At 45.4% G+C, this 23,407-nt stretch carries 21 protein-coding genes and 2 pseudogenes; 15 read left to right on the top strand and 8 right to left on the bottom strand.

All coding sequences use genetic code 11. The features are described from left to right. Window positions 1-40: 40 nt before the first annotated feature. Window positions 41-1,603 carry an arylsulfatase gene (locus DW205_RS03060; protein ID WP_005866733.1) on the bottom strand — a complete coding sequence of 521 codons (1,563 nt, stop codon included), beginning with the start codon at window positions 1,601-1,603 and terminating at the stop codon, window positions 41-43. Next, the gene (locus DW205_RS03055) at window positions 1,603-3,150 is read right to left on the bottom strand and encodes an arylsulfatase (protein ID WP_008778473.1); all 1,548 of its coding nucleotides are present in this window, start codon (window positions 3,148-3,150) and stop codon (window positions 1,603-1,605) included. Before DW205_RS03055 ends, DW205_RS03060 begins: the two co-directional genes overlap by 1 nt. A gap of 367 nt (window positions 3,151-3,517) precedes the next feature. Between DW205_RS03055 and DW205_RS03045 the strand changes: the two are divergent. The 3 genes and pseudogenes from DW205_RS03045 to DW205_RS03025 form a co-directional block, all read left to right on the top strand. Beyond that, window positions 3,518-3,682, top strand: a pseudogene (locus DW205_RS03045) (AAA family ATPase); the annotation flags it as partial. A gap of 8 nt (window positions 3,683-3,690) precedes the next feature. Continuing rightward, a pseudogene (locus DW205_RS22790) lies at window positions 3,691-3,964 on the top strand (HTH domain-containing protein); the annotation flags it as partial. A 946-nt stretch (window positions 3,965-4,910) separates the two neighbouring features. After that, complete coding sequence (locus DW205_RS03025; RefSeq protein WP_005866741.1) at window positions 4,911-5,816, top strand: hypothetical protein; 906 nt, start codon at window positions 4,911-4,913, stop codon at window positions 5,814-5,816. A gap of 333 nt (window positions 5,817-6,149) precedes the next feature. Here DW205_RS03025 and DW205_RS03020 read toward each other — a convergent pair whose 3' ends face one another. Together DW205_RS03020 and DW205_RS03015 are read right to left on the bottom strand one after the other, a co-directional pair. Further along, window positions 6,150-6,491 carry a type II toxin-antitoxin system HicB family antitoxin gene (locus DW205_RS03020; protein ID WP_005866743.1) on the bottom strand — a complete coding sequence of 114 codons (342 nt, stop codon included), beginning with the start codon at window positions 6,489-6,491 and terminating at the stop codon, window positions 6,150-6,152. An 11-nt stretch (window positions 6,492-6,502) separates the two neighbouring features. After that, window positions 6,503-6,763: a type II toxin-antitoxin system HicA family toxin gene (locus DW205_RS03015; protein WP_005866745.1), complete on the bottom strand. Its 261-nt coding sequence runs from the start codon at window positions 6,761-6,763 to the stop codon at window positions 6,503-6,505. A gap of 329 nt (window positions 6,764-7,092) precedes the next feature. On the opposite strand from DW205_RS03015, the gene DW205_RS03010 reads away from it, so the two are divergent. From DW205_RS03010 to DW205_RS02965, 10 genes are all read left to right on the top strand, one after another. Beyond that, window positions 7,093-8,406, top strand: coding sequence for a porin (locus DW205_RS03010; RefSeq protein ID WP_005861166.1), 1,314 nt, complete (start codon window positions 7,093-7,095; stop codon window positions 8,404-8,406). Window positions 8,407-8,436: 30 nt separating this feature from the next. After that, window positions 8,437-9,648: an imelysin family protein gene (locus tag DW205_RS03005; protein WP_008778472.1), complete on the top strand. Its 1,212-nt coding sequence runs from the start codon at window positions 8,437-8,439 to the stop codon at window positions 9,646-9,648. Window positions 9,649-9,665: 17 nt separating this feature from the next. After that, entirely contained in the window at window positions 9,666-11,072 is a 1,407-nt protein-coding gene (locus DW205_RS03000) for a di-heme oxidoredictase family protein (RefSeq protein ID WP_005866749.1), read from the top strand. 22 nt (window positions 11,073-11,094) lie between these two features. Next, the gene (locus tag DW205_RS02995) at window positions 11,095-12,330 is read left to right on the top strand and encodes a porin (protein ID WP_005866751.1); all 1,236 of its coding nucleotides are present in this window, start codon (window positions 11,095-11,097) and stop codon (window positions 12,328-12,330) included. A 9-nt stretch (window positions 12,331-12,339) separates the two neighbouring features. Next, window positions 12,340-13,047, top strand: a complete 708-nt coding sequence (locus DW205_RS02990; RefSeq protein ID WP_121963052.1) for a hypothetical protein — start codon at window positions 12,340-12,342, stop codon at window positions 13,045-13,047. An 11-nt stretch (window positions 13,048-13,058) separates the two neighbouring features. Continuing rightward, complete coding sequence (locus tag DW205_RS02985; protein WP_008778471.1) at window positions 13,059-14,213, top strand: Rid family hydrolase; 1,155 nt, start codon at window positions 13,059-13,061, stop codon at window positions 14,211-14,213. A gap of 82 nt (window positions 14,214-14,295) precedes the next feature. Then, entirely contained in the window at window positions 14,296-14,985 is a 690-nt protein-coding gene (locus DW205_RS02980; RefSeq protein WP_010185248.1) for a hemerythrin domain-containing protein, read from the top strand. 10 nt (window positions 14,986-14,995) lie between these two features. Next, a complete protein-coding gene (locus DW205_RS02975; protein WP_005866756.1) occupies window positions 14,996-15,607 on the top strand; it encodes a response regulator transcription factor in 612 nt (203 codons plus the stop codon). Between the two features lie 171 nt (window positions 15,608-15,778). Continuing rightward, window positions 15,779-16,345: a DUF3575 domain-containing protein gene (locus DW205_RS02970; RefSeq protein ID WP_005861186.1), complete on the top strand. Its 567-nt coding sequence runs from the start codon at window positions 15,779-15,781 to the stop codon at window positions 16,343-16,345. An 18-nt stretch (window positions 16,346-16,363) separates the two neighbouring features. Next, the gene (locus tag DW205_RS02965) at window positions 16,364-17,812 is read left to right on the top strand and encodes a DUF3868 domain-containing protein (protein WP_005866758.1); all 1,449 of its coding nucleotides are present in this window, start codon (window positions 16,364-16,366) and stop codon (window positions 17,810-17,812) included. 60 nt (window positions 17,813-17,872) lie between these two features. On the opposite strand, the gene DW205_RS02960 is transcribed toward DW205_RS02965, so the two are convergent. Then, complete coding sequence (locus DW205_RS02960; RefSeq protein ID WP_005861189.1) at window positions 17,873-18,943, bottom strand: nitronate monooxygenase family protein; 1,071 nt, start codon at window positions 18,941-18,943, stop codon at window positions 17,873-17,875. Between the two features lie 255 nt (window positions 18,944-19,198). Here DW205_RS02960 and DW205_RS02955 point away from each other — a divergent pair, with 255 nt between their 5' ends. Both DW205_RS02955 and DW205_RS02950 read left to right on the top strand, forming a co-directional pair. Beyond that, a complete protein-coding gene (locus DW205_RS02955) occupies window positions 19,199-20,485 on the top strand; it encodes a hypothetical protein (protein ID WP_008778470.1) in 1,287 nt (428 codons plus the stop codon). A gap of 85 nt (window positions 20,486-20,570) precedes the next feature. After that, entirely contained in the window at window positions 20,571-21,389 is an 819-nt protein-coding gene (locus tag DW205_RS02950; protein ID WP_005861193.1) for a PstS family phosphate ABC transporter substrate-binding protein, read from the top strand. A 93-nt stretch (window positions 21,390-21,482) separates the two neighbouring features. Here DW205_RS02950 and DW205_RS02945 read toward each other — a convergent pair whose 3' ends face one another. The 3 genes from DW205_RS02945 to radC form a co-directional block, all read right to left on the bottom strand. Continuing rightward, the gene (locus DW205_RS02945) at window positions 21,483-22,262 is read right to left on the bottom strand and encodes a UDP-2,3-diacylglucosamine diphosphatase (protein ID WP_005861197.1); all 780 of its coding nucleotides are present in this window, start codon (window positions 22,260-22,262) and stop codon (window positions 21,483-21,485) included. Then, on the bottom strand, window positions 22,259-22,576 hold the full coding sequence (locus tag DW205_RS02940; RefSeq protein WP_005861198.1) for a metal-sulfur cluster assembly factor: 318 nt from the start codon (window positions 22,574-22,576) through the stop codon (window positions 22,259-22,261). Before DW205_RS02940 ends, DW205_RS02945 begins: the two co-directional genes overlap by 4 nt. Before the next feature lie 71 nt (window positions 22,577-22,647). Beyond that, a complete protein-coding gene (radC, locus tag DW205_RS02935) occupies window positions 22,648-23,355 on the bottom strand; it encodes a DNA repair protein RadC (protein WP_005866762.1) in 708 nt (235 codons plus the stop codon). Window positions 23,356-23,407: the final 52 nt, after the last annotated feature.

Raw genomic sequence — 23,407 nt, 5'->3', positions numbered from 1 at the left:
AAAAACGTAAGGGACTGTAGGGACGAGGCTCGCTCGTCCCTTATTTCGGGAAATTGGGACTGTACAATAGGGTCGTATCGAGAGTCATCAATTTACCGTCTTTCACGAATGAATCTCCTCGCTCGGACAGATGCTCTACCATCATCTTGCGTAATTCGGACAACTTATTCTGATAGGCTGCGTCCTCACTAAGGTTATGTGTCTCTCCCGGGTCTTCCCGTAAATCGAACAACTGCTCGCTTCCGTTGTGGAAATTCCATATATACTTAATCTTCCCATCGGTAAGGGCTGCCCAGTAATTATCGTCGCTATAGCAAGTGGCATGCTCCATGTCTATATAGGGGCGCCATTGTTCCTGCTGGCCTTGGATCAGCTTGAGTAAAGACCGCCCGTCCATATCGGGAGGAACCGACCCGCCGGCGATATCGATAAAGGTAGGCAAGAAGTCTCTCAGTTCTACAGGTTGTTCTATGCTGCTTCCGTCCGGTATGGATTTGGATATACCGGCGGGCCATTTTACGATATAAGGAATATGGGCCGAACCCTCGTACGGATAGGTTTTCCGCCAATGATAATGATCGCCCAACATATCACCATGATCCGCCGTGAAACAAATCAGGGCATTGTCGTACATACCTTTGTCTTTTAGGGTCTGGATGATTTGCCCTACTTGATCGTCGATAAAGGTGATATTGGCGTAATAATGGCGACGGGAGTTTATGGCATACGCATCCCCGAAATTACCGAATGGGGCATCCGATGCTCCTTGGAGAGGATCTTTCGGCTCGGCGTATTGTCCGCACCAATCTCCTATATGGGGTTTCGGGATATCCGCGTCCTTATACATATCCAGATAACGTTGAGGCGGATCATAAGGACTATGCGGGCGGGCGAATGATATCTTGAGGAATAAGGGCTTGTCGTTGTCGTAGTTCCGGATCAACTCGCAAGCGGTCTGTCCGGTCCAAGCCGTAGGATGAAGTCTCTCGTCTAACTTATAGACACCGGCGGCATGGTCGTTCCAGCCGATACCCGTAAAATCCGGGTCTTTGCCGGGTGCCTGCAATTGAAACCATTCCCGGTAATCGCTGATGAAATCGGGACTTTCCACCCGGCCACTCTCGTCGATCAAGGTCGCGTGGAATCCGTGAAGTGCTTTCTGCGGAAACCAATGCATCTTACCGATCCCGAAGGTATAATACCCCAGATTCCGCATCATCTGAGGCATCTCGTAACGATACTTCAAGGCCATGCGTCCGTATCCCAGCATACCATGATGCCAAGGAGACATCCCGGTCAATAAACCGGCCCGTCCCGGAGTACTACTTGGAGCGGAGGAATATCCGCTCACGAACAACGAGCCTTCTTGCGCCAGCCGGTCGATATTCGGTGAGATCACCGCCTTGTTTCCCATGCAGCCGAGGGTGTCGCCCCGTTGTTGATCGGTCATGATCAGGATGATATGCGGCTTACCGCTCTTTACGGGCATGGCGGGAGAGACGACGGTCTCTGCCTCTTTCCCGCTTTTGCTATGCGTCATCCCCGGAAGTGTCGCACCCAGACCGATTCCGAGGGATGATTTAATGAAGTTTCTTCTTTCCATTATTTAGCCTTGATTGTGTGATCCCGAACTCCTTTTAAGATTCCCTGCAATTGGAAAACGATCTCCGGATGTTGCAAGGCCTTGTTTCCTTCCTCGTAGACCTTCGTCATGTCGTATAACTGAGGCTCGGGGGAATATCCGGTCTCAATCTTCTCATATTCCATGATAGCGGAACCTACGCTCGGCTCGATATATTTCCAATCTTTCGTACGGACGGAAAGTGCCTTATTAAGCGCTTGCTCAATTACCCACGGGCGGTCTTCCTTGCTTTTCCCGATCCAAGTATCCAGATAATCATAGCTATCCGGCGCGCTTCCTTCCGGAAGACGGGAATTCGTCAGTGAGGCAAGGGAGGCGAACCAGTCGATCTGGCTCACTAGCGCATCTGATACGGCGGCTTGCTTGATCTCCTTTGGCCAATGTACGATAGCCGGGATACGGGTTCCCCCTTCGAAGGCACTGTATTTATTACCTCTAAGCGGTCCGGCGGGTTTATGATCGCCTAGTAGCTCCACGGCCCGGTCCGCGTAACCATCGTCTACGACAGGTCCGTTGTCGCTTGACAAGATGATCAAGGTGTTTTCCGTCAATCCCATCTCATCCAATGTTTTCATCAATTGGCCTACGCTCCAGTCGAATTGCTCGATAGCGTCGCCCCTCACGCCCATCGGGTTCTTTCCCCGGAAACGGTCGTGCGGGAAGCGGGGTACATGCACGTCGTTCGTGGCGAAATACATGAAGAAAGGCTTCTCTTTATTCTCCTTGATAAAATCGATGGCGTGTGTCACGATAGAATCGGCGATATTCTCGTCTTTCCAAAGCGCCTTGCCGCCACCTTTCATGTAACCGATACGGCTGATTCCGTTTACGATGGATTGGTCGTGCCCGAAACTAGGCTTCTGGTTGTATAATAATTCCGGATTATCTTTTCCGGTCGGCTCTCCGGGAAAGTTCTGCTGGTAACTGACATAGATCGGGGCGTCCGGATCGTAGTTCGCCACCTGCCCGTTCTCGATGAATACGCAGGGGACGCGGTCTGCCGTCGCCGCCATGATATAGGAATAATCAAATCCCAGATCGCCAAGGGCGGTGGGGAGTGGGGCGTTCCAGTCTTGCTCTCCCGCTTTGTCTCCTAGGCCAAGATGCCATTTGCCGATAGCGGCCGTGGCGTATCCCGCGTTCTTGAACATATCGGCTATCGTATAACGCTCCGGTCGTATGATCATTCCGGCGTTTCCCGCGGCGATGTCCGTTCCCGGGCGGCGCCATGCGTACTCTCCGGTTAGCATGGAATATCGGGAGGGCGTACTGGTAGAGGCGGTCGCGTGAGCGTTGGTGAAGCGGATACCGTTCTTGGCGAGCCGGTTGATATTCGGGGTTTTCACTTGCGTGCCGTCGTAGCATTCCAAGTCTCCATATCCCAAGTCATCCGCATAGATGAACAATATGTTTGGCGTTCTAGGTGTAATGTCTTGTCTCTGTTGGGCTTTTGCGATACCGGCTGTAAGAAGCGAGGCACCGATCCCTACGATAAGTGTTGATTTCATGTTGTTTATTATTTAGATGTTCTTGTTGTGTATCTGCGATTTCTTATTCATGGCATGTTCTATGGACATTAATTGAATTATATACAAAAATAACCAAATTATTTCAGAATAAGGGTAACCACACCAAAATATCTATGAGATGGAGCTTAGGAAGAAATGCTTTTTGGCTCTGGTTAAAAGGGGGGCTTATCGTATATTTTCATGTACGCTCTTGCTCCTTATCGTATAATGCTGTAAAAAGTCGTACGTGTTTCCCGAAAAACATGTACGACTTTTTACAGAAACACGTACGTGTTTTTCAAAAATCACAATCGTGTTTTTAAGGTGTTGATATTAAGCAATTTATATATTTGTGCCATTTGTATACCTTATTGTATATTATTATTACCAAGACGGAACACGCACTGCCTATACAAGAGTGGGTAATGAAAGTGTAGAATGTAATTCTCAACAACTTCTTTCATTGATATTGAAGGGTATGCACATGACATGGGATTCACTTCCTACCCAAGTGGATGCCAGCAAACATTCTTGTAAATGAAGAAAAGTTCGGAGAGAAGGTTCGGAGAGCCCCATAAAAGTTCGGAGAGTGAGTTCGGAGACACTGCGGATAAGCCTAAAAATATAGGTAGAACAGCACAGAAGATCATCGACCTTGTCATTTCCGACCTTTCTATGTCAGCCGAAGCTATGGCTTATAAAATTAGGTATAAGTTCCCGTGCTGTAGAAAAACAAATCGCAAAATTGCGTTCTATGGGTATATTGTCTCGTGAAGGCGCAGACTTTGGTGGTTATTGGCGTATTATTTTAAGTTACCATTTTGAGGGGATGAGACGCAGCACGCTGCGTCTCTACAACTGGAGACAAAATTGGGCGAAAAAAGTAAGTTAACTTCGTTGGCAAAGTAAGTTAACTTACTTTGCCAACGAAGTTAGCTTGCTTTGGAAGTGAGGTATTGGAGTTTGAAAATCAAATAAAATATTATACATTTGCATGACTGGATAAGTCAAAGCGAATAATTGGTATCAAACAATGATAAACTAAAAAACATATGGATTATCTTAGGTTGAAATATTATTAATACGTATATTTGCGACAAGAAAAGGCTTTTTAATTAAGAGCCTCGTGTTGCGTGTGATATTTGTGCTGTAGGACGAAAATCGGCTAATTTTCTTAAATCTCCCTATGCACGAAGAAGGCCCCGCAACCCTTTACTGGATATACGTGTTATCTATGCTAATATAGTATGGATATATTTTGTATACAGATAAAGGGGGCGTGTGGCTGACTTTATTGGGAGTTGGGTCTTAGCCGAACCTTCGTCTACATAAATGTTCAGTCCTCGCCCTTCCTTTATTTTATAAGAAAGGACCACTACTTAACAAAAGCCATATAGCGCTCGTCTTTACGAAGGACATCTTTTCTAAAACATGTCCGGATCTTGTAAATCTAATAATTAATTATGTAAAGTGAATGGCTTATGGACGCTTGTGATATTGATGAGATCCAGAATCTCTTTATTTACTACTCCGCTTGTTTCAGCAAGTATTTTCCAGAGTTAGGGTTTTATTGTAATGAGAGGGAATTCCAGATACATGGTATCGTGCGGAGATATAGTGACGTCACGGGAGTGTCCCATGATGGCTCTTATTTCTTAATTGAGATGCGAAAAGAATACCTGATCTACTTACCGTTATTGGTCGGTTCCAAATTCCGCATTTTAACTAAACAAAAACAACTTTATTCGTAATACGATCTTATGCCAGAACTCATATCCATAGAAGAAGCCGCCCGTATTACCGGTTTCCCGTACGAGGAGATTGAAGATTGGGTAAAATCCCGAAAGATAACCTCTTTCCATACGAGAACCGGTACATGTATGGTAGATCCTGAGAACCTACGTGATTTCATTGCCCATATCGAACATCTAGGGATCCAAAAACTATACTTGCAACTGGTCATTCAAGACAAGGAGGAGGAAGCCGACGAGATTATCGCCCAGTACGACGATTACCTTTTCTGCCTACGATCCTTAAAGAACATCTCTCCCCTACTTAAACAAATCATCGCCGAACTATCCACATTTATAGATGATAAGCAAGATCGGTATATATTCACGGAAATAACCTCTGGGGCAAAAATACTGGACGTAGCCAAACGCTGCGATATATTTTACGATAGGATGTGCTACCGATATAAGAACATAGTACTCCGCTTGCAGGAAAACACCGGATTCTTAGCCGAATATAAGAAAACGATCAGCTGTCAAGACCTAGAGATAGAGCGCCTGCGGCTTGAGAAGCGAAACATGGAATATGAGCTGAGAACGCTCTATAAAGCAGTCCTCAAAAGTGGCTTGAGTCTCGATGCTCCGAAATCGTCGTTCGACATCCCCACGGATGCGGCCAGACGGATCTCCCTACCGGTCACAAGCCTAACTCTGTCTCCCTACATCCGTAAATGCCTCCAAAAATTGGAACTGGAGACTATGGAGGACCTATTGCGCTACGCTAGGAAGAAAGGGCTCGATTCTTTGTTGAAGATTCCGGGATTCGGCCCTCTCGGTTTAGACCAGTTAAAATTTCAGCTGGAAAAGCATAAGATCATGAATAAGGCCGGAGACTCGGATCTCTATCAATACATCATCAATGAACCGGATAGCTGAACACAAAAAGAGCCTCTCTTCACAGGGAGGCCCTTTTTATGTGATGCCGGAAATAACCAATAAAAACTTCCCGACACTACGGTGTTAATCATCTTATATGCTTACATAAAATTAGCAGAAGGCTTTGGTTTGCGATATACTAATAGTGTTACATTCTTTTTGACATTGCAAAGATACGTCGGCCTATAAGGGTGCGCAATACCTATATATATGTAAAAAAGGAGAGTTCGTACCTATTAATTGCTATATTCTTCTTCATGGCCAGTGAAATATGGCGTAAAAAAGGCGTGAAACCAAGTGGAATCACGCCTAAATCTATCTATGCCTTTATTTTTAATGGGCAAGCTTCAACTGATTCTCCAAAGCCTGTTTTATATACCCGTTAATCGTAGTTCCCGCCTCTTGCGCCAATGCTGCGATTCGGCTATGTATTTCTGGTGAAATACGGATATTTAACGTGCCACTATAAGGTTTACGAGGTTCCACGCCATCAGCCAAACAGCCGGCAAGATAGCTTTCTACTCCGGCTTCAAAATCCGCACGAAGTTCATCGATAGTATTACCTTCATAAAGAATTAAATCTTTACTCATACCAAGTACCTTTCCGCAAAGACAGTTATCAGCCTTACTGTACTCAACAGAACCTTTATAACCTTTGTATTCCAAATAGTCCATATTGAATCATTTCATTTAATTAAACCATTACTTTTTAAATGCTGATATATCGCTTTCATCATCCACTCCTTCATAATACTACCCGGATGCGGTTTATGAATATCAATATATTGTCCCGTCTGTTCATTTTTAAATCTCACGCGAGAACCTGACGTTGCACCTTTATTATGCTCGTTATAGCCATAAGAAGAAAGCAATTTTAAAGTTTCCTCGTAGGTGAAATCTTTAGGTAGTTTACAAAAACGCTCGATCAACTTTTCTTTAGAACCCATATCCTTGTTCTTTCTGCAAATGTAACTAATATTAGTTGCAAAACAAAAGAATATGGAGGAAAACTTCCCGACACTACAGTGTTAATCATTTAATGATCTTCTCGCTTGTAATAACTAACGCTTACCTCTGAAATAATACAAAACCGTATTTTCCAAAATTAACTATCAAGTTGTCTTGCGGGTCAATAATGGGGCCTATTGGGTGTGACGTCCTGAAAATATTCTTCCGGGATACCTATGAGTAGGTAATTAGGGTCTTATTTTACCTACTTCGGGCGATTGTAGCAAATTCTCAGCCCCTGTAATTTTGCCAAAAATTATAAAACGCAATGAGAACGTTAACAAATTTATTAGCGATTGGATTACTTTCCTTTACCGCTCTACATGCTCAAGAGAGTAATATGAGCTCTACCGTAAAGGCATCGGAGATGTATGCCGACGGTTTTTCTAAATTCCGTTTTGGAGGATATGGTGAGATGGCTGCCAGTTATATGGATTATGATTGGAATTGGGTGACACCTCAAGGTACATCACATATGAATCGGGCTACTGTCTCTATCCCTCGTTTTATTTTAGCTTTTGATTATAAGTTCTCTCCCAAATGGGTACTGAGTTCCGAGATTGAGTTTGAGTATGGAGGAACAGGCGCCGCACGGGAAGTGGAGTGGTACGAGGAGAATGGAGAATATGAGACCGAGATCGAGAAAGGTGGCGAGGTCGCCTTGGAGCAGTTCCATATCTCTTATCTGATGAACAAGCATTTAAACTTCCGTTTTGGACATATGATCGTACCGGTAGGCTTGACCAACGCACATCATGAACCCTTGAACTTTTTCGGTGTATATCGTCCGGAAGGAGAGACTACCATATTACCTTCTACTTGGCATGAGACGGGTGTGGCTCTATTTGGTGATTTAGGAAATTTCGATTACGAGTTACAAGTCGTTTCCGGTCTGGACCCACAAGGTTTCCGTATGGAGAACTGGGTTGGCAAAGGTACGCAAGGCGCTTTCGAGGAAACTCAATTTACGCATCCTGCCTTTGTGGCTCGTGTCAACTATAATGGAGTGAAGAAATTTAAAGGCTTACGTGTGGGCGCTTCTTTTTATTATAACCAACCCTCTAAGAATAGTAGCAAACCGCTGCGTAACCAAGGTGAGAAATATCCGCTTACTATCGTGACGGCGGACGCTCAATATAAAAGTCCGAACAATAATTTGATCGCCAGAGGTAATATCGTTTACGGCCATCTGGGCAACAGCAACGCTTTGACAAAGGTAAACAATAACTCATCTTCAGCTTCCGGATATCCTAATTCAACCGTGGCGGAGACCGCTGTCAGTTATGCGGCTGAGGTTGGCTATAATGTAGGTTCCTTCTTTAGTCGGAAAGCCCCTAGAATTTATCCTTTCGTTCGCTACGAATATTATAATCCGATGCAATCCGTGGAGAAAGGCAGTAATAAACTGGCGGATAGACGTCTTCAAAAGAGCGTGATTACGGCTGGCCTTAACTATTACGCATTGCCTAATCTGGTCGTAAAGGCGGATTATGCGCACCGTATTGTAGGTAAGGGTGATTATAATAGCCAGAATATGGTTTCTGTCGGTATCGCTTATATCGGCTGGTTCTTATCAAGATAATAGACTATTAACAAATATATATGTAAGAATATGAAAAAAGTACTTTTATTACCCATGATGTTGATGGGTGTGGCTTTGAGCTTCACTTCTTGTGGAGACAACGATGATCCGGGCAAGGACCCCGATGTTGTAACTTATGACTTTAAGAATCTTCCTGCGGATTCGGGTGCAAAACCAACAGAAGATCAGATGAGTGCGGTTGTCGCTACTTTCGTTGATGAGGTAGCTTTGCCTACCTATAAGGACATGTTGACAAAGATGACCGCTTATAAAAATGCGGTAGACAAGTTCATCGCGTCTGGTTCTAAGAATGATTTAGCGGATGCCTGCGACGCTTGGCGTGCGGTTCGTGTACCTTGGGAACAAAGTGAGGCATTCTTGTTCGGTGTGGCGGATTTGGCACAGCTCGACCCGAGCTTGGATAGCTGGCCTTTGGATAAGAACGGTATAGAGGAGATTATAGCTACAGGAGAATTCAGCAAGATTTCAGGAGCTGTAGACGAAGATGCGGAAGATGGTCCTCAAAATTTACGTGGATTCCATACGGCGGAAAAGATGTTATTCTTAGACGGCGAGCCTCGTGATCTGGAAACAAGCCCGTTCGCAAAGAATGAATTGGAGTATTTGAAGTTAGTGTCCGAACGTATGTTATCTGATACTCAAGACTTATACAATGGTTGGTTGAAAGGCTTAGGAACTTCGGATGTTCCTTCTTCTTATGCGGAGGCTATGAAGAAACATGACGGTTCTGCCTATTCCATTGGTAATGTGTATCAGGCGATTGAGCTTATGCTGAATGGAAATAATGGTATGGCTGGAATCTCCAATGAAGTAGGTTCCGCTAAGATAACTGACCCGGTGACCGCATGGAATGGAAGTAATAAAGACGCTACTGACCCGAATAACCCCGGTGTCTTGGCTGTAGAGTCTTGGTATAGCTGGAATTCCTTGGACGACTATAAGAACAATATCGTAAGTATCAAGAACGCTTATTTCGGCGGTCGTGATTTGGATGAGAAATCCGCTTCCGAGAGTAGCTTGCATGCGTTGACTAAAATGATTAATCCTACGTTGGATAGTTTGATGGTAGTTCAAATTGATAAGACAATCGACGCTATCAATGCGATCGGCTATCCTTTCCGTAACAATCTAGGGGATACGGAGCATATCAATACAGCTACAGAAGCTTGCGCTGATTTAACGACAGGTTTGGGCGTTGTTAAGTCTAAGTTCACGAACTAATCGGACAAGCCGATACGATGAAACGAAGATTACTTCTATTATTCGCTTTATCCGGTAGTCTGCTGTGTAGTTGCGAATCCGAGGACTTGGAAAATTGGCAGGTTAAGAAACCCAATGGGCAGGTAGCTTCCGAGAAGGAATTGTCCGCGGGTATCTCAACCATTTTCTCCAATGCCCCGGATGCGTACGATACGCAGGCAAACTGGGTTACGGGCGAATTAGAGACGCGATTTAATCGTGGTGATGGATTGTACGACGATGCTCGCGGTGTTGAGAATGTGGATGGTGGAGGACTAGGGCCGCTTTATGCCGGATATTCTTGCGGTTCCTGTCATAAAAGTACCGGGCGGACCCGTCCGGCTATAGCCGATGGAGGGTCCGGCCCCGGCTTCTCATCCATGCTTATTTATATATCACGTAAAAGTGGCGGCTATTTTCAAGATTACGGCCGGGTACTACATGATCAAGCGATATACGGAACGAAACCGGAGGGAAGGGTTAAGATTACTACTACTTCCCAAAAATATACGTTCCCCGATGGGGAGGAATATGAGTTGGTCACCCCTCATTATGAGATAAAGGAATGGTATGCTGATAGTATCCCGATGTCGGATTTACGGATTTCCGTACGTCAACCCTTACGGCATGTCGGAATGGGGCAGATGATGGCGCTCGACTTGGATATGCTAAAGCAGATCGCTGCTAAAAGCAATTATCCGGAATATGGTATTAGTGGACGTATAAACTATGTGACGGAAAAGGGAAAGAAGCAGATCGGTATCTCTGGTAATAAGGCGAATCATGCCGACTTAACGGTGGAATTGGGATTCTCTTCCGACCTCGGTGTAACGAACGATCGTTTCCCGCATGAGGTAGGAGAAGGACAGAGTAATATGATGGGTTTTGCCATGACCGGGGCGCAGGTCTCTACGGAAGATATGGAAGATGTGGATTTATACCTCCAGACCTTGGGGGTACCCGCCCGTCGGAATGTGGATGATCCTACGGTTCTTCAAGGAGAGCAACTTTTCTATCAAGCGAAATGTCATTTATGCCATGTGACTTCCTTGAAGACACGCCCTCGCGGATCTGTCCTTTTGAATAATACGGAATTGCCTCAATTAGGTAATCAGGTGATCCATCCTTATTCGGACTTTTTATTGCATGATATGGGGGTTGAGCTAGGGGATGATTATCCCAGTGGCTTGGCCAACGGTAATGAATGGAGGACTACCCCGTTATGGGGATTGGGATTACAAGAGGTCGTAAACGGCCATACCTATTATTTACATGATGGCCGTGCCCGGAACCTGACGGAGGCTATTATGTGGCATGGTGGGGAAGGGGCTGCGTCGCGTACCCTATTCTCTCGCATGACAAAAGACGAGCGGGCCGCTTTGATTAAATTCCTACAAAGTTTATGAATAAATAACGCATAGAATCGAAATGAAAAAAATATATAGGACGTTGCTTGTGGTGCTTCTATCAGCGGGTGTTTTCTCCGTGAAAGCTCAAGATACAAAGAAAGAGATGGATGATAAATATGTAGAGAACGATGTGGTTTCACTAGCGGGAAAGAAGGGCTTTTCCTTTTCTACCAAGGCTGGTGACTTTTTGTTTAAGCCCTATGCGTTGGTACAGGCAAGCGCTTGCTACAACCGGTATGACGACCAAGGGCTGGAAAGCCATTATGCCAAGAGCGTAGCGAACTCTGGTTTCGCGATCCCTAACGCTATTCTCGGTTTTACGGGTAAGGCTTTTGGACGGGTTACTTTCAATTTATCGCTGAATGCCGCTAAGAGTGGAGGGGCCTTATTGCAACAGGCTTGGTTCGACGTAGCGATCAAGGAATCGTTTCGTATCCGTGTCGGTAAGTTCAAGACACCGTTTATGCATGGCTATTTAAGTACTTTGGGGGAGACGTTGTTTCCGGTACTGCCTTATTCCGCTTCCCAATCCGTATTGCTTCCTTACGACGTGAATTATGTTATACCGAATATGTCCACGGGATTCGACTTGGGTGTACAGGTACATGGTTTGATCCATGATAAATGGAATTATCAAGTCGGTATTTTTAATGGTACGGGTATCGACGTGAATTTGGCGACTAAGACAAACTGCGATGATCATAAATGGTTGCCTTCGCTGTTATATGCGGGTCGTCTGGCCTTTATGCCGAAGGGGGAGATGCCAACGTCTCAAGGCTCGCCGGAGAATCTGAACGACGATAAGATGTCTATCGCCGTATCTGCCTCTTATAATGCGGAGGCTGAGTTCTTGACCAGTAGCGACACCCGTGTGGGCGTTGAGTTCGCATGGATCAAGAACCGCTGGTATGTAGCAGCCGAAGGTTATTATATGAATATGCATTTTACCAAGATCATGCAAAAGCCGGATAAGAATTTCTGGGGAGCTTACGCTCAATTGGGCTATTTCATCACTCCGAAATTACAGGGTGCTTTGCGATATGATTTCTATGATCGAAACGCTACGGATGAGGGTGGTTTGTTAAATATGCCCGCCGCTGGTTTGAATTATTATTTCTTTAATAATAATTTGAAACTACAGGTTATGTATCAATATTTAGGTCGTAGCGGTCATGCTACGCAGAATGACCGGGATGAGGACGCTATTGGATTGGCTCGTCACTCCGCTACGGCTATGTTGCAGTTCACGTTCTAATCTTTGGGTATGAAACTATATAGTCTATATATAATGTATGCCTTATTCCTGTTATTCGGGCTGGGTTGTGATGAGGGTAAGATTTATCCGGATGAGACGGTTGATTCCGGGCGAACCGCTACCGTGTCACTTTCTTTCACTGGCCTGAAAGCTTGGCCGAAGGAGAATATGCTCTCGTTATGCGCTTTTGGCGAGGATAAGTCGAAACCTTTGCAAACCCAGCGTATCAGTAAGCCGGCGGAAGACGGCAAAAGACTAAAACTCCGATTGAATAATGTCACTCCGGATACGAGGAGTATAGAGGTCGCTGTGATTAGTAGGGGATTGCGGTTGGTTTACTCCTATTATACGTCTCCGGTGGATGATTCGGACGAACCGCTTAATTTGTCTGTGGGCGAATTGGATTTAGCGAGCTTCAAACGTGTACAAGCGCAGGTGTTCGACTTGAATTGCCTGTCTTGTCATGGCGGGGGATCGGGATTGGCCGGTCAGCTGGATCTTAGGGACGATGTAGCCTATAAATCCTTAGTGAATGTCAAGGCGCCCCTTTCGGAAGAGGGTAAGAACTACGTGACCCCGGGTGATATAAACGATAGTTTCTTGCTGGATATATTGGAGGATAATCCGGTACATAAGGATATGTTCAATAGTTCCGGGAAACAGGAGGTCCTTGCTTTGATCCAAGGTTGGATCTTAGGAGGGGCATTGGATAATTGATAAGAAAGAAAATGATGAATTATACGAGAAAAATAGATACGGATAAAGCGGTAGAGGTTCAGATCTCTTCATTCACGGGCAAAGGTGGAACAACGGAATATCAGGTGATGGTATCGATTACAGACCCTTGTTTGTCTTTCGTGGAGCAATTGCAAAACCTTTTGCGGGTTTATGTGACTGTCGTGAAGGAAGAGCTATCGAATGACGCTACCGCCGTTTTCCGCCGTTATTTTTTAAGTGACGCGGCTAATCAGACGGATAGCGTGATGGAGTGGGAGTGCGAGAGCGCCTTTTGTCCGCTCTCTATCGTGCAGCAACCGCCTTTGAATGGAACAAAGATCGCTATGTGGACTTATTTGCAAACGGGCATGTCGGTACAAACGTACGATTCCGGTTTACTGGAAGCGTCGCATAACGGTTATAGGCACCTCTGGGGGGGAGGTGCCTTCAATAAGGCGGCCAATTCGGAATACCAGATCCGGCTTTTATTGAATGACTATGTGATGCAATTGATGGGGCAGCGTTGTACGTTGGCCTCTCATTGTGTCCGTACTTGGTTCTTTGTGCAAAACGTAGACGTGAATTACGCCGGTGTGGTGAAAGCCCGGAAAGAAGTTTTTATCACGCAGAATCTTACGGAGAAGACGCATTATATCGCTAGTACGGGTATCGAGGGACGTCATGCCGATCCCTCGGTGTTGGTACAGATGGACAGTTATGCGGTGGATGGGTTGGAGCCGGGACAGATTCAGTTCCTTTACGCTCCCACGCACTTGAATCCTACTTATGAATATGGAGTAACCTTCGAGCGGGGTACGGCTGTTACGTATGGGGATCGTAAACAGGTCTTCATCTCGGGTACGGCGAGTATAGATAACCGGGGAGAGATTGTCTATCCGGGCGATATCGTAAAACAAACCGAGCGGATGATGGAAAATATCAGCGTGTTGCTGAAAGAGGCGGACGCTACTACTCGTGATATTACGCAGGCGATCACCTATTTGAGAGATATGGCTGATTATGCGGTGGTTAAGAAGTATTTTGAGGCGCATTACCCGGATTTGCCACATTTGATAGTCTTGGCCCCCGTTTGCCGTCCCGGATGGTTGATAGAGACTGAGTGTATAGCGGTCGTGCCGACGGAGTCGTCCTTTAAGCCTTTGTGAAATAATAATAAATGTACGAGATATGGAAGAAAAAGGAGTATATTTGGCTATTCAAACACCAAGACAAGTTAGAAAGAAGCCTATGTATAAAAATGGAATGTACCGGGAAACCGATAAAATGAGTGATCTGATCTGCGAGAACTATCCGATGGTTTTAGTCATGAGCCGTTTTGGTATAGCGCTCGGGTTCGGAGAGAAGAATATCGGGGAGGTTTGCCGGCAGAATGGGGTGGATGCTTGTACTTTCCTGACGGTCGTGAATTTCTTGGTCGAGGAAGTGAATACGCCTGTCGAGAATATCAGCAAATGCCTGTCGATCGAGAACTTGATCCGCTATTTGCATAATGCCCATGATTACTTCTTGAACTTCCGCTTGCCACATATCCGTCGTAAATTGGTAGACGCTATATCCGGGTGCCCGGAGGATGTCGCTTTTGTGATCACGAAGTTTTTCGATGAGTATGCGGAGGAGGTAAATAAACATATGTCTTATGAGGAACGTGCTGTTTTCCCTTATGTCCGTAATTTGTTGGAAGGAAAGAGAGATCCGAAATACAATATTACGATCTTCCGCAAGCGTCATGATCAGATCGAGATGAAGATCACGGAGTTGAAAAATATCCTGATCAAATACTATCCGGGAGCGGGTACGAATATGCTGAATAGTGTCTTGTTCGATATTTTTGCCACGGAGGAAGACTTGGCTTCACATACCCGTGTGGAGGATTATTTGTTTGTACCGGCCATATTGGCTTTGGAAAAACAATTATAAGCATGAATCGATGAGTACAAATCTAAAGATTGCGATAGCCGAACCTTCTGTTATCATAAGGAGCGGACTGGAGAACCTGTTGAAACGGTTACCGGGTTTCCGTATCCAGATGGTGGAGATTCATTCGGTGGAATCTCTTTTCGACTCGCTTCGTATGCACAAACCGGATGTGTTGATCGTGAATCCGGCTTTGCCCGGCTATTTCACGTTGCAGCATTTGAAGGAGGAAAGCGGCTGTGCCGAGATGAAATGTATCGCTTTATTATATTCTGTCTCAGACAGTGTGTTATTGCGTTCTTATGATGAACAAATTAACATATACGATAGCGCTGATGAGATCAAGCACAAATTGGAACGGTTGAACGCCGAGGTACTTCCGGATGACGAGCCGGAAGGGGATGACGAGCAACAATCGTTAAGCTCGAGGGAAAAAGAGATCGTAGTCTGCGTCGTGAAGGGAATGACAAACCGGGAGATAGCGGATCGTTTGTTTCTTTCTACGCATACGGTCATCACCCACCGCCGTAATATCGCTCGGAAACTTCAAATTCATAGTGCTAGCGGTCTTACGATCTATGCGATTGTCAATAAGCTGGTCGAATTAGGCGACATCAAGCAGTAATCGTATATTTATAAGTAAGTTAAAGGGAATGTGGATAAGCGATAAAAGCGCCTTCCGCATTCCCTTTACTATTAATATAATTAAATTTAATGATCATATCTTATTAACGCTTATCGAAAACTAAAACCCGTTTATTCCTGTTTCTTCTTCAAATCATTAAGCTTATAAGAAATGAAGAAAGCATTTTTACTTGGATTAGCATTGTTATTTTCCTTATCTATGAGCGCACAGCATTTCGCGTTGAAGAACAATCTTCTCTACGATGCGACTACGACTCCGAACTTAGGATTCGAGGTGGGCTTAAGCAAAAAGGTTACATTGGATGTCTCGGCGGGATATAATCCTTTCAAGTTCAATGACGGTAAGAAACTGAAGCATTGGCTTGTCATGCCGGAAGTGCGTTATTGGACTTGCGAGAAATTCAACGGTACGTTTATTGGCGTGCATGCGTTGGGCGGACAGTATAATATCGCTGGGATTAAATTACCCTTTGGCATATTCCCTAATTTGAAGGACCATCGTTATGATGGTTATTTGTACGGTGGCGGACTTACGTTGGGACATCAATGGATACTGAATAAGCGTTGGAGTATAGAAGCCGCTATCGGCGCCGGTTATGCCCGTGTACATTATGATAAGTATAATTGCGGGGAATGTGGCTCCAAGATCGAGACCAAGAACTCGAACTATTGGGGTGTAACGAAAGCGGCCCTTTCTATCATTTATTTTATCCACTAAAAAACGATCTAGAGAGATATGAGACATTTATTGAGTATATGTATCGCTTTATTGTTCCTCGGAGGTGTGAGCCTACAGGCACAGAACGGTGTGCGAGGAACTGTTAGTTTCGAGAATGTAAGCGCAAAGAAGGACGGAAGCCAGCTTATGATGAATTTTACGACCAATCTGAGCAATCTGCGTTTGAAATCCCAAGAGATGGTCATCCTGACACCGGTATTGCAATCGGTGGATAAATCGCAGTCTTACCAGTTTAACCCGATCGTGATTACCGGGCGGGCACGTATGAAGGCGTTGAACCGTGAGTTGGGTTTCGATAGTTATGAATTTCCCCAAACTCCTAGCTTGATTATCCGTCAGACGAAGAAGGGGCCGGAATTGATTCCGGTGGAATTGTCCGTACCCTATGCGGGATGGATGCGAAACGCTACCTTGATGGTGGATGAGAATACCACGGGATGCGCTTCTTGTGAGGTCTCAAATGACATCTATGGGGTGATGAGCCGTGTATTGCCTCCGTTAGCTCCTCCCGTTTATGAGCTTAGCTATGTTACTCCTCCGGTAGAACCTGTGAAACAACGGAGCGAGACGCATTCCGCTTATTTAAACTTTGAGGTAGGCAAGTCCGTATTGTTACGTGATTTCAAGGATAACGCTACCGTGCTGAATGAGGTGAATAAGATTGTAACGGAAGTCCGTAACGATAAGAATCTTAGCTTTACCGAATTTAAGGTTACCGGATACGCTTCCCCGGAAGGTGGCTACGATTATAATATGAGATTGTCCGAGAGTCGTGCCAAGGCTTTTGTCGCTTACATGAAAGATAAGGAGAAGATGGACCCTTCCTTGATGAAAGTAAATTGGATGGGTGAGGATTGGATCGGATTGCGTCAAGAGGTTACGAAATCGGATTTGGCGAATAAGAAGGAGATTCTGGAGATCTTGGATATTCAAGATATAAACAAGCGCAAGGCTAAACTACATGCCTTGAACGGAGGTCGGACGTATAAGATATTATTGGATAAATACTATCCTCCTTTAAGACGTATTGATTATACCTTGGCTTATATCGCACGTCCGTTCGACGTGAACGAGGCCAAGCAAGTGATCAAGACGAAACCTCAATATTTAAGTTTGAATGAGATGTTCTTGGTAGCCAATTCTTATGATAAAGGTAGCGATCAGTTCAAGGAGGTATTCGATATCGCCGTTCGTCTTTATCCGACCGACCCGATCGCTCAATTAAATACGGCGGCCCTTGAGATTGAGACTGGTGCTTACGATCCGGCCATCAGTCGTTTGCAAGGTATTAATTTGCCGGAAGCATGGAATAACCTAGGTGTCGCTTATGCGATGAAGAAGGATTATACGACCGCTATGCAATATTTCGATCAAGCTGCCCAAGCCGGCGTGCAAGATGCCGCCGCGAACCGGGATGAGCTGGCTGCTTGGTTAGCCGAGCAATAATGGAGATACTTACCTTCGAATATAAAAAAAAGCCCCCGTTCCCGGAGGCTTTTTTTGTGCTTATAATTTCGCTTTCCATTCATTCATCAACTCGGTAATGGTTTCTCGTACCGAAGTGATCTTATTCGCTCGCCAAGCGTTACTGCCGGCGAAAGCGTATCCATTCTCGAAATTCCCTTTGAAGGCGTTGTATAAGGCGGTGACGATACAATACGGGCTGCGTGATATATCGCACGTCTTGATACAGTTGAAGGGACAAGCTTTCGGTTGCTTGATTCCCGCCTTTACTTTCTCAAGGAAACTGCAATGGATGGCTCGTCCGGGCATGCCGACGGGACTTTTGATGATCTCTATGTCCTTCTCCTCGGCCTGTATATAGGTCTGTTTGAAGGCTTCCGAGGCATCGCATTCCGTGGTGGTAACGAACCGGGTTCCTAACTGAACGCCTGATGCTCCAAGGTCTATCATGCGTTTGATATCTTCACCCGTATAAATGCCTCCTGCCGCGATTACCGGGATCTTTTTGTCGTATTTCTGCTCGAAATGAGAGACTTCCTCTACGACTTGAGGTAATAATTCTTCCAATGAGAAATGCTGGTCTTCCAACTGGTTTTCCTTATATCCCAGATGTCCACCCGCTTTCGGGCCTTCTAGTACCACCGCATCCGGAAGATAATCATAGTTATTCTTCCATTTCTCGCAGATGATACGTACGGCACGTGCGCTGGAAACGATGGGAACCAGCTTGGTGACGCTATCTTTCTTGAGGAAAGAAGGCAAGTCCAAAGGCAGTCCAGCACCGCTGAAAATGATGTCTACCTTTTCCGCTATACTGGTCTTCACCAGTTCAGCGAAGTCGGAAAGAGCTACCATTACGTTTACGCCGATGATACCTTTCGCTTTTTCCCGGGCCTTGCGGATCTCTTCCGCTAACCCAAGATTCCCAGCTTCCGTATAATTGCTGGGTGACAATTTCTTATATAAAAGTCCGAGACCGGCTGCGGAGATAACGCCGATCCCACCTTCATTTGCGACGGCCGAGGCTAAGCCGGAAAGAGAGATGCCTACGCCCATTCCACCTTGGATGATTGGAATACGAGCCTTTAGGTCTCCGATTGTTAATGTCTTCATTAAAAAAATAAATATAGTGTTTCAATAATCGAGGCAAAGGTAGCACAATATCCCAATAAATGTGCGAAATGGACCAGAATTATCGCGCAAATATTCTAGTCATGTGCAATGTATGGAACGAACCGATTATTTTATGTAAATTCGTCCCTGAATAATTAGGCAAGACGTCTGTAACAGGATTGTAATGTATGTGAAACGGGTGTGAAACAGGAGCGTTGTAACTTTGCGACGCAAATATAGTTTTTATAGTTAGGAATGAAATTAGGAAAAGTTATAGCGCTCATGTTAGTGCTGCTTCCATTCAGTATGGGAGCGCAGGAGGTGGATCAGTCGGTGGAAAAACGTATCGATTCCTTGGCTACGGAAGTGACTACCTTGGATAAGGTAGTCCAAAAGCTAAGCAAATTCAATGTTTCCGCTTATATCCAAGGACAATACCAATATGGACAGGAGGACGCTACCTTGAAGGTGGGCGATAAGAACGAGAACTTGGATAAAGGGTTTAACCGGATCGGTATCCGCCGGGGCCGTATGAAGTTCGAGTACAATGATGGGATCGGAACAGGTGCTGTCCAGATCGAGGTGAATGATAAGGGAGTAAGTTTCCGTGATCTGTATATCGGTATCAAGGACCCTTGGACGAAGCGTAGCCAGTTGATGGCTGGTGTGTTCAACCGTCCTTTCGGTTATGAGGTCTGTTATTCCACGAGTTCTCTCGAATCTCCGGAGAGAGCGACTATTATCCAGTATTTCTTCCCGGATGAGCGTGACTTTGGAGCGATGCTTACCTTACGTACCAAGACTACCAGCCCATTGAGTTTCTTGCGATTGGATGCCGGTCTGTTTGCCGGAAACAGTATCAACCGGGAGACGGATAGCCGGAAAGATTTCATCGGGCGTCTGGGTGCCGAGAAGGCGATAGGCGACTGGGGAAAATGGGGAGCCGGTTTCTCCTATTACCATGGTTTTGTCTACAACCCGACTACCGAGGCGTATGAGATGCGTGGCAATCATTTCGTTAAGAGGGATATGGGAGAGACGGGTACTTATATGAAGCGCCAGTATTTAGGTTTGGATGGACAGTTTAGTTTTCTTTCATCTTTAGGAAAGACCACTCTCCGTGCGGAAGGTTTGATCGGTACCCAACCCGGTATTGCCGGAAGCAGTAAAAGCCCTAACTACAGTACCCGACCGGAGAATTTGCCGGAAAATTCTTTGTTCAAGCGCCCTTTCCTTGGTTACTTCTTTTATTTGGTACAGGATATAGGTGCCTCTCCTTTCTCCGCCGTATTGAAATATGACGTTTACGATCCGAATACGAAGGTGAGTGGAAATGAGGTCGGGGCGGAAAATAGCTTCACCTCAAAAACCGATTTGGCTCAAAGCACGATAGGTATCGGCGGTATCTATAATTTCAATAAACATATCCGTCTACAAGCTTACTACGAGTTTAACTTCAATGAGAAAAGTAACCTCGTGAAGGGCTACGAGAACGACTGGAAGGATAATGTATTGACAGTCCGTCTTCAATATAAGTTTTAATTCATAGGATTGTAATATCTGTTTCATCCCATTGAAATACCGAAGTATTTATTTTGTATCGTAAATAAAAGATAAATACAAAGTAATGAAGAAGACGATTTTATTAGCTGCCATGGCAGCGTGTTTGTTTGCTACGAATGTGTTTGCCCAGAAGATAAAGGGTAGCGATACTTGTTTGCCTCTTACCCAGACTGAAGCCGAGAATTTCATGAATAAGAACAAAGCTGCTAAGATAACGGTGACGGGTGGTGGCTCCGGCGTGGGGATCTCCGCTTTGATGGAAGGCACTACGGATATAGCGATGGCTTCCCGTAAGATGAAATTCGACGAGCGCATGAAGTTGCAAGAAGCCGGAAAGAAGACGAAAGAGGAGGTGATCGCCTATGACGCTCTGGCTGTTGTCGTGCATCCTTCCAACAAGGTATCCAATCTGACCCGGGAGCAATTGGAAGGCATTTTTACCGGCAAGATCAAGAATTGGAAAGAAGTGGGTGGTGCGGATATGAAGATCGTGGCCTATTCCCGCGAGACTTCTTCCGGAACCTACGAGTTCTTCAAGGAGAGCGTGTTGAAAAATAAGAACTATATGAACGGTATCTTGAGCATGCCGGCTACAGGTGCCATTATCCAAAGCGTAAGCCAGACGAAAGGAGCCATTGGCTATGTAGGTCTTGCTTATTTGAATAAAGAAGTGAAGCCGATCCATGTATCGTATGATGCCGGAAAATCCTACGTGGAGCCTTCGTTGGAGAACGCAAGGAATAAGACCTATCCGGTTGTCCGTCCGTTGTTCTACTACTATGAGACGAAGAATGCCTCAAAGGTGCGACCGTTCATCGATTATGTGATGTCTGCCGAAGGACAAGCGACGGTGAAGAAGGTTGGTTATATCCCGGTAAAGTAAGCGGAGAATCCGGACAGCGTTGTATGAGCACATCATACAACGCTGTCTAAGGTGCTTCGACAGTACTGTCTAAGGTGTTAAGACAACGCTGTCTTATGTGTTGGGATAAGATTGTCCGTCCGTCTCTTCCAGAAACTGATCCATATACAGATTCTCGCCATCCCATACGATATAAGAGAAGAATTGCATCCAATCCCCGGCTATGAGAATACGGGAGGTACGGCTTAACATCAAGTCCAACATGATGTGGCGATGGCCGAAAATGAAGAAGTTTATATCGGGATGCGTCTTTAGATATTCCTTGGCGAAAACAACCATATATTCAGCGTCTTCCCCTTGATACTTTTTAGCCTCTTGCTTTTCCAGTCCACTCTTCCGGCTGTTGAGCGACCAACCTAAAGCGAACCCGAACGTCCAGCGGGGATGTATTCCCGCGTATAGCCATTGGCAGAACTTGTTTCGGAAAATGGCCCTGATCAGACGGAATGCCTTACTCCGGAAATCTACCTCATCGCCATGCCCGAGGAAGAAACGTTTCCCCAATAAATCGACTGTCAAGGTATCCCGATGGATGATGGCGCCTATCTCTTTCGGCAAGTAGTCGAACATCCAGATGTCATGGTTACCGATAAAGATATGTATTTCTATGCCTCTGTCCGCTAACTCGGCCAATTTCCCCAGAAAACGTACATGGCCTTTCGGCACGACGTATTTGTATTCGTACCAATAGTCGAATAGATCTCCCAGAAACCAAATGGCGGAAGCGTCTTCCTTGATGCTATCCAGCCAACGTACCAGTTTCTTTTCGATGGCTAAAGGGTCCTTGTGGAAACGGGCTCCCAGATGTGCGTCTGAGGCGAAATATATTTTCATAGAAAACCTAATTCCAGTTTAGCCTCCTCCGTCATCATGTCCTTGTCCCATTCCGGCTCGAAGACGAGGTTTACCTCTACATTGTTCACCCCATCGACCGCTTCTACCTTCATACGGACATCTTCCAATATGAAATCGGCCGCCGGACAGTTCGGGGCGGTGAGGGTCATATCGATGCGTACATTTTTTTCCTCATCGATATCTACCTTATATATAAGCCCAAGATCGTATACGTTTACGGGTATTTCCGGGTCGTATACCGTCTTCAGCATAGCGACGATCGCTTCTTCTGTTTGGAGAAATTCGTTGTTCATCTTCTTTTGTTTTATACGCGAATATACATTAATACTTCTATATACTAAACCGGGGGAAAAGAGAATTTGTTTCACCGGACCAGCCTTCCTTCATCCGCATAGCTATAATAACCGCTATCGGACAGGATGATATGGTCCAGTATCCTAATATCCATCAGCTTCGCCGCCTTTTGGATACGCTCGGTCAAGGCATCGTCGTGCGTACTGGGGCGGAGGCTGCCGGATGGATGATTATGGCATAGGATTATACCGGAGGCCAAGGCGTTGATCGCCGCTTTTAATACCAAACGGATATCCACGGAAGTCTGGTTTACTCCGCCCTGACTGATTTTTACCTTTTGTATCACCTTATTTAAGGGATTGGTTAGAGCGATCCAGAGTTCCTCATAAGGTAAATCGCATAGTTGGGTACGGAATAGGAGATAGGAGTCTTTGCTGCTTCGGATAGCATCTTGAGGAGACGCCTCTGAGGTTTCCCGCCGTTTCCCTAGTTCCATAGCGGCGCAGATCGTGACCGCCTTCGCCTCTCCGATACCTTTAAAGCCGGAAGTTAATTCTTTGATGGAACGTTTACCCAATGTATTCAGATTGTTGTTTACGGAGTGAAGTATCCGTTGAGAGAGTTGTACGGCCGTCTCCTCATTGTTGCCGGATCCGATCAGTATGGCGATCAATTCGGCATCGCTTAATACGGAAGCGCCTTTTTGAAGCATTTTCTCACGGGGCCTGTCTTCTTCGGCCCATTCCTTGATGGAAAGTTTTCCTGTCTTTTCTTTCATAGTCGGGAAAGGTTTATGATTTGGTTAAAAAAATAGTTCCCGCCTGCTTATC

The organism is Parabacteroides sp. AM17-47 (assembly GCF_003434625.1).
Classification (GTDB): domain Bacteria; phylum Bacteroidota; class Bacteroidia; order Bacteroidales; family Tannerellaceae; genus Parabacteroides; species Parabacteroides distasonis.
Note: the sequence above shows the minus strand (reverse complement) of the source record. Positions and strands in the feature narration are given on the sequence as shown.